We start from the raw sequence: 15,631 nt of genomic DNA on the forward strand, positions 1-15,631 counted from the left end.
CACCGGAAGTACACGAGCCGCGCGTACGAAGGGGGAGTCTCATGACTGCCGCAAACGAGCCGGCCCGGGGTGCCGGCGTACCGGCCGGGTCTCGGAGCCACCGGGGGGAAGCCAGCGCGAAGACCAGCGCGGCCGCCACCTTCGCGCTGGTGTTCGGCGTCGCCGGCCTGTTCAGCGTGTTGACCGCCATCCTCGCCTGGTTGGGGCTGGTGCTCGGCATCATCGGAATCATCCTCGGCATCGTCGGGCTCAAGATGGCGCAACGACCCGGGGTGACCGGCCGCGGGGTGTCGATCGGCGGTCTGGTGCTGAGCATCCTGGCGGTGCTGATCGGCCTCGGCCTCGCCGCGGGCATCACCACCTTCGTCAACAACGAGAACGCGGTGAACCGCCTCCAGACGCAGGTCGACAAGCTGCGCGGCAAGCTCGACTGACGCGGGCCGCCCGGACGGCGGAGCACGTTCGACGAGGACAGGCGGCGGGTCGCGGCGCGGCCCCCAGTAGGGTGGGCGACGTGCTCCGCCAGGTCAACGCCATCCGCTACGTCACGCCGCTGCGCGAGGGTGGCTCGCTGCCGGGCCTCGTGGAGGCCGACGACCTCGGCACGTACGTGGCGAAGTTCTCCGGCGCCGGCCAGGGGCCCAAGGCGCTCATCGCCGAGGTGATCTGCGGTGAGCTGGCCCGCCGGCTGGAGTTGCGGGTGCCGCCGCTGGTGGTCCTCGACATCGACCCGGTGATCGGGCGGGCGGAGCCCGACCAGGAGGTGCAGGAGCTGCTGCGCAACAGCGGCGGCGCCAACCTGGGGATGGACTTCCTGCCGGGAGCGCTCGGCTTCGACCCGGTCGCACACCCGGTCGACGCGGTGCTGGCGTCCCGGGTGCTCTGGTTCGACGCGTACGTGGAGAACGTGGACCGGAGCTGGCGCAACCCGAACCTGCTGGTCTGGCACCGGGAGCTGTGGCTCATCGACCACGGCGCCGCGCTGTACTTCCACCACAACTGGCCGCGCGCCGACGCCGCCGTGCACCGGGCCTACCGCGCGGGCGATCACGTGCTGGAGCCGTACGCGTCGCGGCTGGCCGAGGCCGACGCCGAGCTGACCCCCCGGGTCACCCCGGAGCTGCTGCGGGAGGTGCTGGCGCTGGTGCCGGCCCAGTGGCTGACCGCCGCCGACTTCGACTCGGCCGACGCGGCGCGCGCGGCGTACGTGGCACACCTGTCGCGGCGGGTCGCCCGGCCGGCGGACTGGCTACCGGCGGGGAGCGTGGCGTGAGGCATCCGTTCGAGTACGCCCTCATCCGGCTGGTGCCCCGCATCGAGCGCGGCGAGCAGATCAACGTCGGGGTGCTGCTCTACTGCCAGCAGCGTGACTTCCTGGCGGCGCGGACGCACCTGGACGCCGATCGGGTCCGCGCGCTGGCGCCCGATGTCGATCTGCCGGCCGTGGCCGCGGTGCTCGACTCCCTGGACCGGACCACCTGCGGTGCCGGGCCGGCGACCCGGATGCGGCTCGGCGAACGGTTCCACTGGCTGGCCGCGCCCCGCAGCACGATGATCCAGGCGGGCCCGGTGCACACCGGCCTCACCGCTGACCCGGCCGGCGAGTTGGATCGGCTGATGGCGGCGCTGGTCCACTGAGCGCACCGGCCGGACAGGTTCGGGAAGTACCCCTGATCGCGCTGCGCCAGCGTCGTTGCCAGCGGAGCGCGATCCCCCGTTCAGGCGCCCGATGCCATCCGGCGCCAGGATCGCGCCGGCACCGATGGCATCAGGATGGCCGCCCACGCGGACGACCGGGCCGAAACGGCCGGGAACTTGCGGAAAACTTGAGCCCGGACGACCGGAAGGCCGCCGTCGGCGTCGTTTGTCACCGCACCTGGGGGGTAGTCGCGGGAGCTGACCCGAGACGAGAAGGGGACAATCTGATGGCTGCCCAGACCAAGGTAGCGGTGATCTATTACAGCGCCACCGGCATCACGTACCAGATGGCGCAGGCCGCGTGCGAGGCCGCGGGCGAGGCCGGCGCCGACGTACGTCTGCGCAAGGTGCGGGAGCTGGCGCCGGACGAGGCGATCCGCTCCAACTCCGGCTGGCAGGCGCACCACCTGGAAACCCAGGACGTGCCCGAGGCGATGATCGACGATCTGGCCTGGGCCGACGTGGTGATCTTCGGATCGCCCACCCGGTACGGCATGATCGCCGCCCAGCTGAAGCAGTTCATCGACACCACCGGTCCGCTGTGGGCGCAGGGCGCGCTGGCCAACAAGGTCTACGCGGGCTTCACCTCGACAGCGACCTCGCACGGCGGGCAGGAGACGACCCTGACCTCGCTGTTCAACGTCTTCTACCACTGGGGTGGTGTCGTGGTGCCCCCCGGCTACACCGACTCCAGCCAGTTCATCGCCGGCAACCCGTACGGCGCCTCGCACACCAGCAACAACGGGGAGATCGCCCCGGACGCGGTGGCGCTGGGCGCCTGCGCCCTCACCGCCCGCCGGGCGGTGCAGGTCGGCGCCGCGCTCAAGCAGGGCCTGGGCGGCTGACAGATGGTGCGACCGGTGGCGCGGGCGGGGGCTCTCGGCCCGCTCACACCACCGGTCGCACCAGCCCTACCCCATGACGGCGGTGGCTATGCCGGGCGGGCGCGGCCGGTCGGCTACGCCTGGTGGGCCGGGCCAGCCGGCGATGCCTGCCGGGCCGGGCGTGACGCCGGCAGCAGATCGGCCAGCAACTCGATCAGCACGGTCAGCCCGTCCGGGCTGAGCACCGACTCCGGGTGGAACTGCACCCCGGCGAAACCCCGCCCGCGCAGGGCGTGCACGGACCCGTCGCGCGCGTCCCGGGCCAGCTCCACCGTCCCGTACGCGGTGTGCAGTCGGTCCACCTCGGCCCGTGCGGTGAACGAGGAGTAGAAGCCGACCCGGCGGGCCCCGCCGAACAGTTCGACCTCCCGTTGCAACCCCTGATAGGGCGCGTCCCGACGATGCAGGGGCAGCCCCAGCAGCCCGGCCAGCACCTGGTGCCCCAGGCAGACCGCGAGGGTGGGCCGGCCGGTCGCCAGCAGCCCGTCCAGCAGCTCCCGCAACGCGGTCATCTTCGGGTCGTCCGCGCTGCCCGGGTCACCCGGCCCGGGCCCGGCCACCACCAGGTCGTACTCGTCGACCGGGCCACCGGCGTGCCACGGCCGCAGCGTGACCGCGAAGCCCAACGCGCCCAGTTGGTGCGCCAGCATGCCGGTGAAGGTGTCTTCGGCGTCCACGATCAGTGCCCGCAGACCGACCAACCCGGGCAGCCCCGGCGCGTCCGGCGCCCGCTGGTCCAGCCAGAACCGGGCCAGCGGCGTGTTCCGCGCGGCGAGCGCGTCGCGTACCGCCGGGTCGTCGGCCAGCCGCACGACCGGCCCGCGGTCGCCGGCGGGCGCCGCCGGGCCGAGACCGAGCGCGGCCAGCACTCCGGCGGCCTTGGCGTGCGTCTCGGCCACCTCGCCGGCCGCCGTGGAATGCCGGACCAGGGTGGCGCCGACCGGCACCCGCAGCTGGCCGGTGGGGGAGATCTCGGCGGTACGGATCAGGATCGGCGCGTCCAGCGTCTGGCGGCCGGCGTCGTCGTGCCCGAGCAGGGCCAGCACGCCCGCGTAGTAGCCCCGGCCCCGGCGCTCGTGCCGGGCGATCACCCGGCAGGCGTTCTCCATCGGGCTGCCCGTCACGGTGGGCGCGAACATCGTCTCCCGCAGCACCTCCCGCACGTCGCGGGTGCCCCGCCCGGCGAGCAGGTACTCGGTGTGCGCCAGGTGGGACATCTCCTTGAGGTAGGGGCCGATGACCTGGCCGCCGTGCTCGGCGACGGTCGCCATCATCTTCAGCTCCTCGTCGAGCACCATGTAGAGCTCCTCGACCTCCTTCGGGTCGGCGAGGAACCGCAGCAGCGCCTCCCGGTCCGGGGTGTCGCCGCTGGGCCGGAAGGTGCCGCTGATCGGGTTCATCATCACGAGCCCGTCGTCGACGCTGACGTGTCGTTCCGGGCTGGCGCCGACCAGGGTCCGCGTGTCGGTGTGCACCACGAATGTCCAGTAGGCGCCGCGCTCGGCGACCAGCAGCCGGCGCAGCGCGGCCAGCGCCGCCACCAGCGGAGTGCCCTGCACGGTGGCGTGCAGGGTGCGGTGGATGACGAAGTTCGCGCCCTCGCCGTGGCCGATCTCCTCGGTGAGCACCTGCTGCACGATCCCCGCGTACTCCTCGTCGCTGACGTCGAACGCGGCGTCGCGGGTGCGGACCGGCTGGTCGGGCAGCGCGGCCAGGGCCTCGGCCAGGGGGATCCGCCGGTGCTCGCGGATCTGGAGGCACTCCAGCGGGGCGTCGTCGTCGACGCAGGCGAAGCCGCGTTCGGCGATCTGCCGGAACGGCACCAGGGCCAGCGTCCGCGCCCCGGGCGCGCCCGGCGACAGCGGGATGTCCGCCAGCCGGTCGACGGTGGCGACGACGCCGGTGAAGAGTTCCAGCTCGTCGGCGCCCTCGCGGCGCAGCAGCGCGAACGGGCCGGGGTCGTCGCCACGGGAGATGGCGGCGAGCAGGTCGGTCAGGTGGGTCAGGCTGGTCATCGTGGTCTCCGTGGGCCGGGCGCCGCCAGCGGTGGCGGCCATCCGGGCCGGGAGATCCGGCGGCCGCCTCGGTGGCGGCCGCGTGGATGGAGCTACGCGCGGGGGGTGGCCGCCGGGTCGGCGGGCCACCAGGAGGTTGGGTGCGCGAGCATGCGGTCCACCTTACGCGGCCGCGGCCCGGCTCGGGACCCCTTCGGACGTACCGGTACGCCCGGCCGGACCTTCGGTCCCGCGCGGCCGGCACCGGGTAACTTGACCGGCGATGAACATTCTCGCGCTCGACCTGGGCACCTCCTCCGTACGCGGACTGGTGCTGGACGGGGGAACCCAGCCGCTGCCCGGCGCTCTGGCCCGGCGGAAGGTCAACCTCGCCATCGGTGACGACGGCACCGGCACGCTCTCCGGCCCCGACTACCTCGCCTGTCTCATCGAGTGTCTGGACGAGCTGGCCGAGGCGGGGCACCTGCACGACGTCGACCTGGTGGCGACCTCCGCGCAGTGGCACTCGGTGCTTCCGCTGGACCGCGACGGCACTCCGCTCGGCCCGGTCGTCACCTGGTTGGACACCCGGCCCGCGCCGGTCGGCGACACGTCCGGCCCGGCCGACCCGGACGGCTTCCACCAGCGCACCGGCTGCTGGTGGCACCGCTCCTACTGGTCGATGCGCCTGCCCTGGCTGCGGGAACAGTCGGGCACGCCGATCGCCCGGTTCGTCGGCCTGCCGGAGTACGTGCTGGGCGAGCTGCTGCAGGCGGCGCCCATGTCGATCTCCCAGGCCTCCGGCACGGGTTTGTTGGACCTGCGCACACTGCGCTGGGACGAGGAGGCGTTGACGCTCGCCGGCGCGCGACCGCGTGACCTGCCGACCCTGGGTGAGCTGGACTGGCACGGCCGGCTCCGGCCCGACCGCGCCCGCCGCTGGCCGCAGCTGGCCGAGGCCCGGTGGACGCCGCCGGTGGGTGACGGCGGCGCGTCGAACGTCGGCTCGGGCTGCGCCGACCCGAGCCGGGCCGCGGTCACGGTGGGCACGTCCGCGGCCGTACGCCTGATGCAGCGGATCCCGGCCGGAGAGCCGCTGCCGCGGCTGCCCGAACGACTCTGGCGCTACCGGGTCGACCACGACCACGTGGTGACCGGGGCGGCGTACTCCAGCGGTGGCAACCTGTTCGCCTGGGCGAACAGGGAGCTGCGACTGCCCTCCGGGGACGAGCTGGACGCGGCGCTGGCGTTGGTGCCGGCGGGCGGCGGCCGGCCGGCCGACCCGCGGTTCGGGGGCGACCGGCCGCCCGGTTTGGCGCCGGCGGGCTCGGGCGAGCTGCGCGGCCTGAGCTTCAGCACCACGGCGGTGGACATCCTGGCCGGCTTGATGCAGGGGCTGTGCGAGCTGGTCGCCGACGATCTCGCGGTGCTGGAGTCCACGGTCGACAAACCGGTCGGGGTGGTGCTGGGTGGTGGCGCGGTGGCCGCCTCGGTGTGGTGGCGGCAGGCGTTCGCCGCCGCGCTCGCGCCGCGACCGGTGTCGCACCAACGGAACCCGGAGATCGGTGCCACCGGCGCCGCGTTGGTCGCGCTGGGCCGCTTTGGTGCGGCAGCCGGGCTCGCCGACATCGGCCGGACGGATGAGCTGGTCTTACCGACCACGACAGGACGATCCCACCCGCAGTATCCTTCCTGAACTTCCGCCCTGCCCGGGCCGTTGACAGCGCTACCGGGCCTGGTTGGATGGACTGCGCTCCCCGGGTCGCGGTGGACGCGGCAGGAGGAGGAGGCAGGGTGGCGGCAGGTCCCGACCCGGCGACCGGCGGGGTTTCGAACCACCGCCGGCGACGCTTCGACGTCCGCGTCGTTCCGCATCGACGCCGCTCGCCGTTCCGCCTGCGGGACTGGCGGATGAGCACCAAGCTGGCCACCGTGCTCGTGGTGCCGTCGTTGGCGTTCCTGGTGCTCGCGGGCGTGCAGACCAGCGCCCTGGTCGGCCGGACGACCGCGCTGAACGACTTCTCCCGGCAGGTCGCCATCGGCCGGCAGATCACCGCGGTGGTGCACCAGCTTCAACAGGAGCGGGACCGCTCGGCGGGTGAGCTGGGCGAGCTGCGCCGCGGTGGCGACCGGCAGGCCGCCGCGACCGCGCTGCGACCGTTGCAGGCGGCCTCCGACCGGGCGATGGCCGACCTGAGTCGGGCGGCCGGGCCGCTGGCCGACGCCGACGCGTCCTGGCGGGTGGCCTTCTCCGAGGCGCAGGAGGCGTACGACCAGGTGATCGACATCCGTCCGGCGATCCCGCCGGCGGTGCTCAGCAACGACACCATCCTGAGCAACTACCACCGGGCCGTGGGCGCGCTGCTGGATCTGCTCGCCGAGCCGACGCCGGGTCAGGACCGGGCGGCGTTGAGCGACTCGGTCCTGCGCTACGTGCAGCTGGCCCGGGTCAAGGAGCTCTCCTCGCGCGTCCGCGCCCAGCTCTACGCCGGCGCCCGTGCCGGCCGGTACGGCACGGAGGACCGGGTGGTCCTCGCCGACCTGCGTGCCCAGCAGTTGACCGCCCTCGGCGCGTTCCGGGTGGCCGCCACCACGGACCAGATCCGCCGGTACGACGAGACCTCGGTGAACCCGCTGTTCCTGGTCGCCACCCAACTGGAGGAGCGCAGCCTGCCGGCCGGGAACGCCGCGCCCGAGGTGCTGCCATCGGAGCAGTGGTGGTCGGCCAGCCAACAGCGCCAGGAGTTGCTGCGCCAGGTCGAGGCGGGGGTGCTGGACGACGCGGTGCGCGAGGCCGATGACGCCAGCAGCGGCCAGTTGCGGGCCACCCTGCTGGTGGTCGGCGGTGTCGTCACCGTGCTGCTGGTCGCCCTGCTGATCTCACTGCTGGTGGGGCGGTCGGTCGCCCGGTCGATGCGGCTGCTGCGCAGCCAGGCGCTGCGGATCGCGCAGGTCGAGCTGCCGGACGCGCTGGATCGGCTGCGGACCGTCACCGGCGGGGTGCCGAGCATCGAGGTCGCGCCGGCGGTGGTCCGTTCACTCGACGAGATCGGTGAGCTGGCGGAGGCGTTTGTCGCGGTGCACCGCAGCGCCGTGACCGTCGCCGTCGAGCAGGCGCTGATGCGTCGCAACGTCAATGCGATGTTCGTCAACCTTGCCCGCCGCAGCCAGGTGTTGGTGGAGCGCCAACTGGAGCTGCTCGACGACCTCGAGCGCGAGGAGAGCGACCCGGACCAGCTCGGCAACCTGTTCAAGCTCGACCACCTGGCCGCCCGGATGCGCCGTAACGACGAGAGCCTGCTGGTGCTTGCCGGTACGGACTCCACCCGTCGGTGGAACCGTCCGGTGGGTCTCGGCACCGTGCTGCTGGCAGCCGCCGCCGAGATCGAGCAGTACCAGCGGGTCCGGCTGGATTCGGTGGGCGAGGTCAACGTGTTGGGGCACGCGGTCGGGGAACTGGTGCACATGCTGGCCGAGCTGTTGGAGAACGCGACCGCGTTCTCCCGTCCGGACACGGTCGTGCTGGTGACCGCCCGGGTCGAGGCTTCGGGCACGTTGATCGAGATCGTGGACGACGGCCTGGGCATGAGCCCGGCCGCGCTGGCCGAGGCGAACGCGGTGCTGGCCAAACCGCCGGCCGCGGACGTCGCGGCGGTCGAGCGGATGGGCCTGTTCGTGGTCAGCCACCTGGCGAGCCGGCTGGGCGTGCGGGTGCAGCTCGACGCGGGCCAGAGCGGTCTGGTCGCGCGGCTGGTGCTGCCGGCCGCCCTGCTGGCTCCGGCCGGTTCGGTGGAGCTGGATCCGCCGGCGCCGGCGCGGATGCTGGCGGCGAGTGCGGCGCGGGGCGCCGCGGCGCAGCGGATGCCGGGGGCGCCCCGGTCGGCTGGTGCCCGTGGACCGGCCGTCGCTCCGCTGGACCTGCCGGTGGCCGGTCGCCCGCCGGCCGCCACCGTGCCGCGCCAGACCCGCCCCGTGCCGGTACGCGCCGAGGACGTGTTGGCGCCGGCCGCCGCCGGCGGCGATGACGGCGGCTGGTGGTCCCGGCAGGGACCGACCGGGGCGGTGGCCCCCGGCCCGGCCGCGCCGCCCGCCACTCCGGTGACGGCCGGCACGAACGAGCGCGGCCTGCCGATCCGCGTGCCGATGGCGCAACTTTCCGCGGTCACCCGCCCGGCCCAGCCGGAGTCGGCGCCGGCGCGCGCCGAGCTGGACCCGGAGGCGGTCGGTGGCATGCTTTCCCGGCTCTACAGCGGGGTACGGCGTGCCGAGGCCGAGGACACCACCGAGATACCGGTGCCACCCTCGTGGGGGCACGACGAAGGAGGACGACGACAGTGACGACGTTGAGCCAGGAGGCACGTGACCTGAGCTGGCTGGTGAGCGCGTTCGCCGAGCGGGTGCCGGGTGTGGCGCACGCGGTGGTGGTCTCCTCCGACGGGCTGCTGGTGGCGATCTCCGATCATCTGCCCCGCGACCACGCGGACAAGCTCGCCGCGGTGACGTCCGGGCTGATGAGCATCACGGCGGGCGCGGCGCAGATGTTCGACGGCGACATCGTCAAGCAAACGGTGGTTGAGATGGGCCGGGGCTACTTCCTCGTGATGCAGGTCCGCGACGGGTCGATCCTGGCCACGCTCGCGGCCGGCGACGCGGACATCGGCGTGGTGGGCTACGAGATGGCCCGGCTGGCGAAGCAGGCGGGGGAGATGCTCACCCCTGCCCTGCGGGCGGAGTTGCAGCAGGCGCTGCCCCGTTGAACGTTCCCGACCGGAACCCGGACGGTCACCGGCTCACCCGGAGCCGAGCCGTCCGGGCCCGGCCGTCCGGGCGGCCCGCTCAGAAACCGCCCTCGGCGATGACGGAGCGGTACCAGTGGGCGCTGCGCTTGAGCACCCGGCGCTGGGTGGCGTAGTCCACGTAGACCAGGCCCCAGCGTTGGTCGTACCCTTCGTCCCACTCGAAGTTGTCGAGCATCGACCACACGTGGAAGCTCTCCAGCGGCACCCCGGCGCTGATGGCGCGGTGCGCGGCGGCCAGGTGGTCGCGCAGGAAGGTGATCCGGCCGCTGTCGTCGACGGTGTCGTCGGCGGCCAGGGTGTCGGGGGTGGGCAGGCCGTTCTCGGTGACGGTGAGCGGGATCGGGCCGTAGTCCCGGGTGACCCGGGTCAGGATGTCGTACATGCCGTCGGGGTAGATCTGCTGCCAACCGGCCTCGGAGGTCGGCCACCGGTGTTCGGTGCTGCCGTCGGCGGTGACGTAGATGGGCGTGTAGTACTGCACGGCCAGCAGGTCGACCGGGGACGAGATCACTGCCAGGTCGCCGTCGCGGATGCCGCGCACCATCCGGCTCTGCGGGCCCAGGTCGGCCAGCACGTCCTGCGGGTAGCTGCCCTTGAGTAGCGAGTCGAGGTAGAGGCGGTTCTCGTAGCCGTCGTAGAGCTGGGCGGCGGCGGCGGCCCCGGGGGAGTCGTCGGTGGGGTAGCAGGGGTGCAGGTTGAGCGCGGGGCCGATCCGGCCGGTGCCGTTGGCGGCGCGCAGCGCGCGGACCGCGAGGCCGTGGGCCAGTTGCAGGTGGTGGGCGACGAGGTAGGCGGCGTCCGGGTCCTGCCGGCCGGGCGCGTGGTGGCCCATGAGATAGCCGTTCTGCACGACGGTCTTGGGCTCGTTGATGGTGAGCCAGACCGGCACCCGGTCACCGAGGGCGGTGAAGACCGCGTCGGCGTAGTCGGCGAAGCGGTGGGCGGTGTCGCGGGACTCCCAGCCGTCGGCGTCCTGCAACGCCTGCGGCAGGTCCCAGTGGAACAGGGTGGCCATCGGGGCGATGCCGCGCTCGTGCAGGCCGTCCAGGAGGCGGCGGTAGAAGTCGAGCCCGCGCTGGTTGGGCGCGCCGGTGCCGTCGGGCTGGACGCGGGGCCAGGAGATGGAGAAGCGGTAGCTGCGCAGACCCAGGTCGCGCATCAGGTCGAGGTCTTCGGCGTACCGGTGGTAGTGGTCGGCGGCCACGTCGCCGGTGTCGCCGTTGCGGGTGCGCCCGGGGACACGGCTGAAGGTGTCCCAGACCGACTCGCCGCGGCCGTCCTCCTTGGCGGCGCCCTCGATCTGGTAAGCGGAGGTGGCCGCGCCCCAGCCGAAGTCGCGGGGAAAGCGCAGCGGGCCGGCGGGCCCGGTAGGTATCGACATGGATTCTCCTCGTGGATACGGGGCCGCCGCCGAGATTCGGGAGCGCTCCCAGGATAGGCCAGGAGCGGCCGGCCCGGTGAGCCGGCCGTCACGGCGGCCGGATTGGCGGGTCGAGGCGGGTGGGGGCCCCGGACAGCGAACGAGGCCGACCGGGCGGCGCTTCGCGCCTGTCCCGTCGGCCTCTTTTCCCATTGTGTACGGGGGTTTAGTGTGGGGACGGGGGAGGGCAACCCCCGTCCCCACCGTAACTGCACACACACGGGCGAGATTTGGGTCCTGCCGTGCGTGTCGCGCGGGAGCCGGGCCACGCGAGTGGCTCTGGTTCCACCTCCCTCCCTGTGGCGGGATGATGGCTGACGGCGGCGTCCGGGCTGGCCCGCCGTCGGCCTTCGGGTTGGTTCCCCGGGGCCGCCACGAGGACGGTCCCGGTGATCTTCCAGTTGGAACCTTTGTCGATGGAAGCGCTCCCATCGACCGATGTTGCGACTGTAACGCTCGTCACGCCTTTGTGAAAGACCCAAAACGAGATCGAAACAACTGGGTGATCCCGCCCCCCGCGCGCTTGTTGTGGGAGCGCTTCCATGGCACACTGTCGATTCAACGCGACAGGAGCCAGATCGCGTGGGCGCGGGTCCGCCGAGGGCAGCCGGCAGCACGACTTCCGGTCACGGCACCCGAGCGCAGCCGGCGGGACCCCCTCCCGCGCGGGCCGCACCGCCGCACCCCGGCCGGGCCCGGGGCGACCACCTTCCCGGCGCCTCGAATCCCCCGCGTACCACCACACCCGCGGGGAGGCGCCTCGCCGGGGACCACCCCGGCCTGGTCCGAGGAGACACCGCGCACATGAGACAACTGGCACGACGCCGCCGAGTGGCGATCCTCGCCGCCGCCGCGCTCGCCATCGGCGGAGTGACCCTGCCCGCCGGCGCCGCGCAGGCCGCACCCGCCTGCGACGTGGTCTACGCGACCAACGACTGGAACACCGGCTTCACCGCGAACGTGACCATCAAGAACATGGGCGACGCGGTCAGCAACTGGACGCTCAAGTGGACCTTCCCGAACAGCAGCCAGCGGGTCACCCAGGGCTGGTCGGCCAGGTTCAGCCAGTCCGGCAGTGAGGTCACCGCGACCAACGAGTCGTACAACGGCAACCTCGGCACCGGGGCTTCCACCACCATCGGCTTCAACGGCTCCTACTCGGGCAGCAACCCGAAGCCCACCTCGTTCACCCTGAACGGCACCCCCTGCAACGGCACCCCGGCCAACCAGCCGCCGACGGTCTCCCTCGCCCTGCCGAGCGGGCCGTTCACCGCCCCGGCCGACGTGCCGCTGACCGCCACGGCCAGCGACCCGGACGGGACGATCAGCAAGGTCGAGTTCTACCGCAACGGCCTGCTGATCAACACCGACACCACCGCGCCGTACGCGTACACGCAGGAGGCCCTGCCGGCCGGCAACTACACGGTGCAGGCCAAGGCGTACGACAACGCGAACGGCATCGGGGTCGACGAGAAGTCGTTCACCGTCGCCGCCGCCACCGGCCCGAGGCTGATCGCCACCCCGTCCGCGGTGAGCGTCAACGAGGGAGGCACCACCACCTTCAACCTGAAGCTCAGCGCCGCGCCGACGGGCAACGTGCCGGTCACCCTCACCCGCACCGGCGACACCGACGTCACGGTCTCGCCGACCAGCGTCACGCTGACGCCGACCAACTGGAACACCGGGGTCACCATCACGGTCGCCGCGGCGGAGGACGCCGACACCGTCGGCGGCACCGCCACCATCACCGCGTCCGCCACCGGTCTCGCGCCCCTGACGGTCACCGCCACCGAGATCGACAACGACACCCCCGGCGGCGACAACGCCTACATCAAGAAGTTCCTCGACCAGTACGGCAAGATCAAGAACTCGGGCTACTTCAGCCCCGAGGGCGTGCCGTACCACTCGGTCGAGACGTTGATCGTCGAGGCGCCCGACCACGGCCACGAGACCACCTCGGAGGCGTTCAGCTTCTGGATCTGGCTCGAGGCCCAGTACGGCCGCGTCACCCAGAACTGGGCGCCGTTCAACAACGCCTGGACGGTGATGGAGAAGTACATCATCCCGTCGCACGCCGACCAGCCCACCGCGGGCTCCGCCGGCACCCCGCAGTACGCCGCCGAGTACAACCTGCCCAGCCAGTACCCCTCGGCGTTGCAGCCCAACATCTCCGTCGGGCAGGACCCGCTCCGCTCGGAGCTCCAGTCCACCTACGGCACCGGCGACATCTACGGCATGCACTGGCTGATGGACGTCGACAACACCTACGGCTTCGGCCGCTGCGGTGACGGCACCACCAAGCCGGCGTACATCAACACCTTCCAGCGGGGCACCCAGGAGTCGGTGTGGGAGACCATCCCGCAGCCGTCCTGCGACACCTTCAAGCACGGCGGTCAGTACGGCTACCTCGACCTGTTCGTCAAGGACACCGGCGCTCCCGCCAAGCAGTGGAAGTACACCAACGCCCCGGACGCCGACGCCCGCGCCGTGCAGGCCGCCTACTGGGCGCTGACCTGGGCCAAGGCGCAGGGCAAGCAGGCCGACGTCGCCGCCACCGTGGCCAAGGCCGCCAAGATGGGCGACTACCTGCGGTACGCGATGTTCGACAAGTACTTCAAGAAGATCGGCAACTGCGTCGGGGCCAGCACCTGCCCCGCCGGCACCGGCAAGGACTCGGCACACTACCTGCTGTCCTGGTACTACGCCTGGGGCGGCGCGTACGACGCCAGCCAGAACTGGTCCTGGCGGATCGGTTCCAGCCACAACCACTTCGGCTACCAGAACCCGTTCGCGGCCTGGGCGCTGACCAACACCCCGGAGCTCAAGCCGCAGTCGTCGACCGCTGTCGCCGACTGGACCAAGAGCTTCGACCGGCAGCTGGAGTTCTACACCTGGCTGCAGTCGTCCGAGGGCGGCATCGCCGGCGGCGCGACCAACAGCTGGGACGGCAGCTACGCCCAGCCGCCGTCGGGCACCAGCACCTTCTACGGCATGTTCTACGACGTCGACCCGGTCTACAACGACCCGCCGTCGAACCAGTGGTTCGGCATGCAGGCGTGGTCGATGCAGCGGATCGCCGAGCTGTACCTGCAGACCGGCAACGCGAAGGCCAAGGCGCTGCTGGACAAGTGGGTGCCGTGGGCGATCGCCAACACGACCGTCGGCACCAACTGGTCGATCCCGTCGGACATGAAGTGGACCGGTCAGCCGACCACCTGGAACCCGTCCAGCCCGCAGCCCAACACCAACCTGCACGTCGAGGTGATCAGCAAGGGCCAGGACGTCGGCGTCGCCGCCTCCTACGCCCGGATCCTGATCGCGTACGCGGCCAAGTCGGGCAACGCGGCGGCGAAGACCACCGCCAAGGGCCTGCTGGACGCGCTGGACGCCGCCAGTGACGCGAAGGGCGTCTCCACCACCGAGACGCGTGGCGACTACAAGCGCTTCGACGACGTCTACGACGCCTCCACCGGGCAGGGCCTCTACGTCCCGCCGGGCTGGACCGGGAAGATGCCCAACGGCGACGCCATCGCCGCCGGCAAGAGCTTCCTCGACATCCGGTCCTTCTACAAGAAAGACCCGGACTGGCCCAAGGTGCAGGCGTACCTGAACGGTGGTGCGGAGCCCAGCTTCAACTACCACCGCTTCTGGGCGCAGGCCGACGTGGCCATGGCGTACGCCGACTACGGGACCCTGTTCCCGAACGGCTGACAGCGACCCGGGGTGGGTGGAGTGCCCCGCCCACCCCGGGGTTCGGCCGGGTCCGGGGGAACGACGGGACCCGGCCGGCGGACGGCCTGACACCCACGGTCAGGCCGGGGTGGGCCGGTCATCTGGCCAACGCAGCGGGTCGACCGGCCCACCCCACCGCCCGGACTGAAGACTGGCGCGAAAAAGCCCAGAAATTCCGGCTGTCGCGGGATCACGCCACAGAGGATGACGGAGTAACGTACGTCACCGGAGAGGCCGCTCCCCCCGTGGCGGCCTCTCCACTTTTATGCCCGCCGGGGCCCCTTCCCAGCCTGCTCGCCGGGCCGGACGTCCGGGTCACCGGTGACCGGGTGACGCAGCCCCGGGTGCCCGGTCGGCAACGACCGGCGCAGCACCACCCAACTCACCGCCAGCGCCGCCGCGACCAGCGGCCAGGTCAACGCGATCCGGGCCACCACGAGCGCGAGCACCTGCCCACTCAGGTACAGCGGGACGAACACCGCCACCCGCACCACATAGGTCGCCGTCCACACCCAACTGGCCCGGCCGTACCCGCGCAGCAGCGCCGGGTCCCGCCGCCACCGGGTCCGCTGGCCCAGCGCCGTGCCGACCAGCACGCCGAGCAGCGGCCAGCGCACCACGATGCTCACGGCCCACGCCAGCGCGCTGGCGGCGTTCGACAGCAACTGGATCAGAAAGAAGTTCTCGGCCCGGCCGGTCCGCACCGCGATCAGCGCCGCGACGCAGACGGCGAGCAGCCCGATCAGCACCGAGCGCGGCCGGTCACCCCGCCGCAGCCGTACGCCGGCCACCACGACGCCCACGGCGAGCGCCGCGCCCACCCCGGCCCACAGCGACTCGCCCCCGATCAGCCAGCCCACCGCGAACGCCACCGTCGGCAGGGTGGCGTCCACCGCGCCCCGTCGCCCGCCCAGCAGGTCCGTCAGGGACTCGGCCGGGGCCGTCCCCCCGCCGTGTGGACCGGCCGCCGTCGCCCGGTCCGGGCCGGGCTCGACCTGGCCGGACTCCCGCTCCGGTGTGCCGCCCACCGCCACCTCCTCGCCTCCGCCCCAACCTAACCGGCGGAAGCCGGTGGGCCACCGGCCAACCGGCCGGCACCGGCCG

Annotated in this window: 11 protein-coding genes; 8 read left to right on the forward strand and 3 right to left on the reverse strand. The window is 72.6% G+C overall.

Translation table 11 applies throughout. The annotated features are described in order from the left end of the window. Positions 1-41: 41 nt before the first annotated feature. The 4 genes from OG505_RS03970 (at position 42) to wrbA (ending at position 2,543) form a co-directional block, all read left to right on the forward strand. Positions 42-434, forward strand: coding sequence for a hypothetical protein (locus OG505_RS03970; RefSeq protein WP_405431037.1), 393 nt, complete (start codon positions 42-44; stop codon positions 432-434). An 80-nt stretch (positions 435-514) separates the two neighbouring features. Beyond that, on the forward strand, positions 515-1,273 hold the full coding sequence (locus OG505_RS03975) for a HipA family kinase (protein WP_405431039.1): 759 nt from the start codon (positions 515-517) through the stop codon (positions 1,271-1,273). Next, complete coding sequence (locus tag OG505_RS03980; protein ID WP_405431040.1) at positions 1,270-1,638, forward strand: DUF3037 domain-containing protein; 369 nt, start codon at positions 1,270-1,272, stop codon at positions 1,636-1,638. The genes OG505_RS03975 and OG505_RS03980 overlap by 4 nt, the downstream gene beginning before the upstream one ends. A gap of 287 nt (positions 1,639-1,925) precedes the next feature. Then, positions 1,926-2,543: an NAD(P)H:quinone oxidoreductase gene (gene wrbA / locus OG505_RS03985; protein ID WP_405431042.1), complete on the forward strand. Its 618-nt coding sequence runs from the start codon at positions 1,926-1,928 to the stop codon at positions 2,541-2,543. A 113-nt stretch (positions 2,544-2,656) separates the two neighbouring features. Here the strand turns inward: wrbA and OG505_RS03990 are convergent, their stop codons facing one another. Further along, positions 2,657-4,588, reverse strand: coding sequence for an anthranilate synthase family protein (locus OG505_RS03990; RefSeq protein ID WP_405434373.1), 1,932 nt, complete (start codon positions 4,586-4,588; stop codon positions 2,657-2,659). 271 nt (positions 4,589-4,859) lie between these two features. Between OG505_RS03990 and OG505_RS03995 the strand changes: the two genes are divergently transcribed. From OG505_RS03995 to OG505_RS04005, 3 genes are all read left to right on the forward strand, one after another. Continuing rightward, on the forward strand, positions 4,860-6,272 hold the full coding sequence (locus tag OG505_RS03995; RefSeq protein ID WP_405431043.1) for an FGGY family carbohydrate kinase: 1,413 nt from the start codon (positions 4,860-4,862) through the stop codon (positions 6,270-6,272). A 98-nt stretch (positions 6,273-6,370) separates the two neighbouring features. Continuing rightward, a complete protein-coding gene (locus tag OG505_RS04000; protein WP_405431044.1) occupies positions 6,371-8,914 on the forward strand; it encodes a nitrate- and nitrite sensing domain-containing protein in 2,544 nt (847 codons plus the stop codon). Between the two features lie 5 nt (positions 8,915-8,919). Beyond that, entirely contained in the window at positions 8,920-9,333 is a 414-nt protein-coding gene (locus OG505_RS04005; protein WP_197281421.1) for a roadblock/LC7 domain-containing protein, read from the forward strand. 79 nt (positions 9,334-9,412) lie between these two features. Here OG505_RS04005 and OG505_RS04010 read toward each other — a convergent pair whose 3' ends face one another. Continuing rightward, on the reverse strand, positions 9,413-10,756 hold the full coding sequence (locus OG505_RS04010; protein WP_405431046.1) for a GH1 family beta-glucosidase: 1,344 nt from the start codon (positions 10,754-10,756) through the stop codon (positions 9,413-9,415). An 843-nt stretch (positions 10,757-11,599) separates the two neighbouring features. On the opposite strand from OG505_RS04010, the gene OG505_RS04015 reads away from it, so the two are divergent. After that, positions 11,600-14,506, forward strand: a complete 2,907-nt coding sequence (locus OG505_RS04015; RefSeq protein ID WP_405431048.1) for a glycoside hydrolase family 48 protein — start codon at positions 11,600-11,602, stop codon at positions 14,504-14,506. A 284-nt stretch (positions 14,507-14,790) separates the two neighbouring features. Here the strand turns inward: OG505_RS04015 and OG505_RS04020 are convergent, their stop codons facing one another. Continuing rightward, a complete protein-coding gene (locus tag OG505_RS04020) occupies positions 14,791-15,444 on the reverse strand; it encodes a DUF3159 domain-containing protein (RefSeq protein WP_405434375.1) in 654 nt (217 codons plus the stop codon). Positions 15,445-15,631: the final 187 nt, after the last annotated feature.

This window comes from Micromonospora sp. NBC_00617 (assembly GCF_045161355.1).
Lineage (GTDB): Bacteria > Actinomycetota > Actinomycetes > Mycobacteriales > Micromonosporaceae > Micromonospora.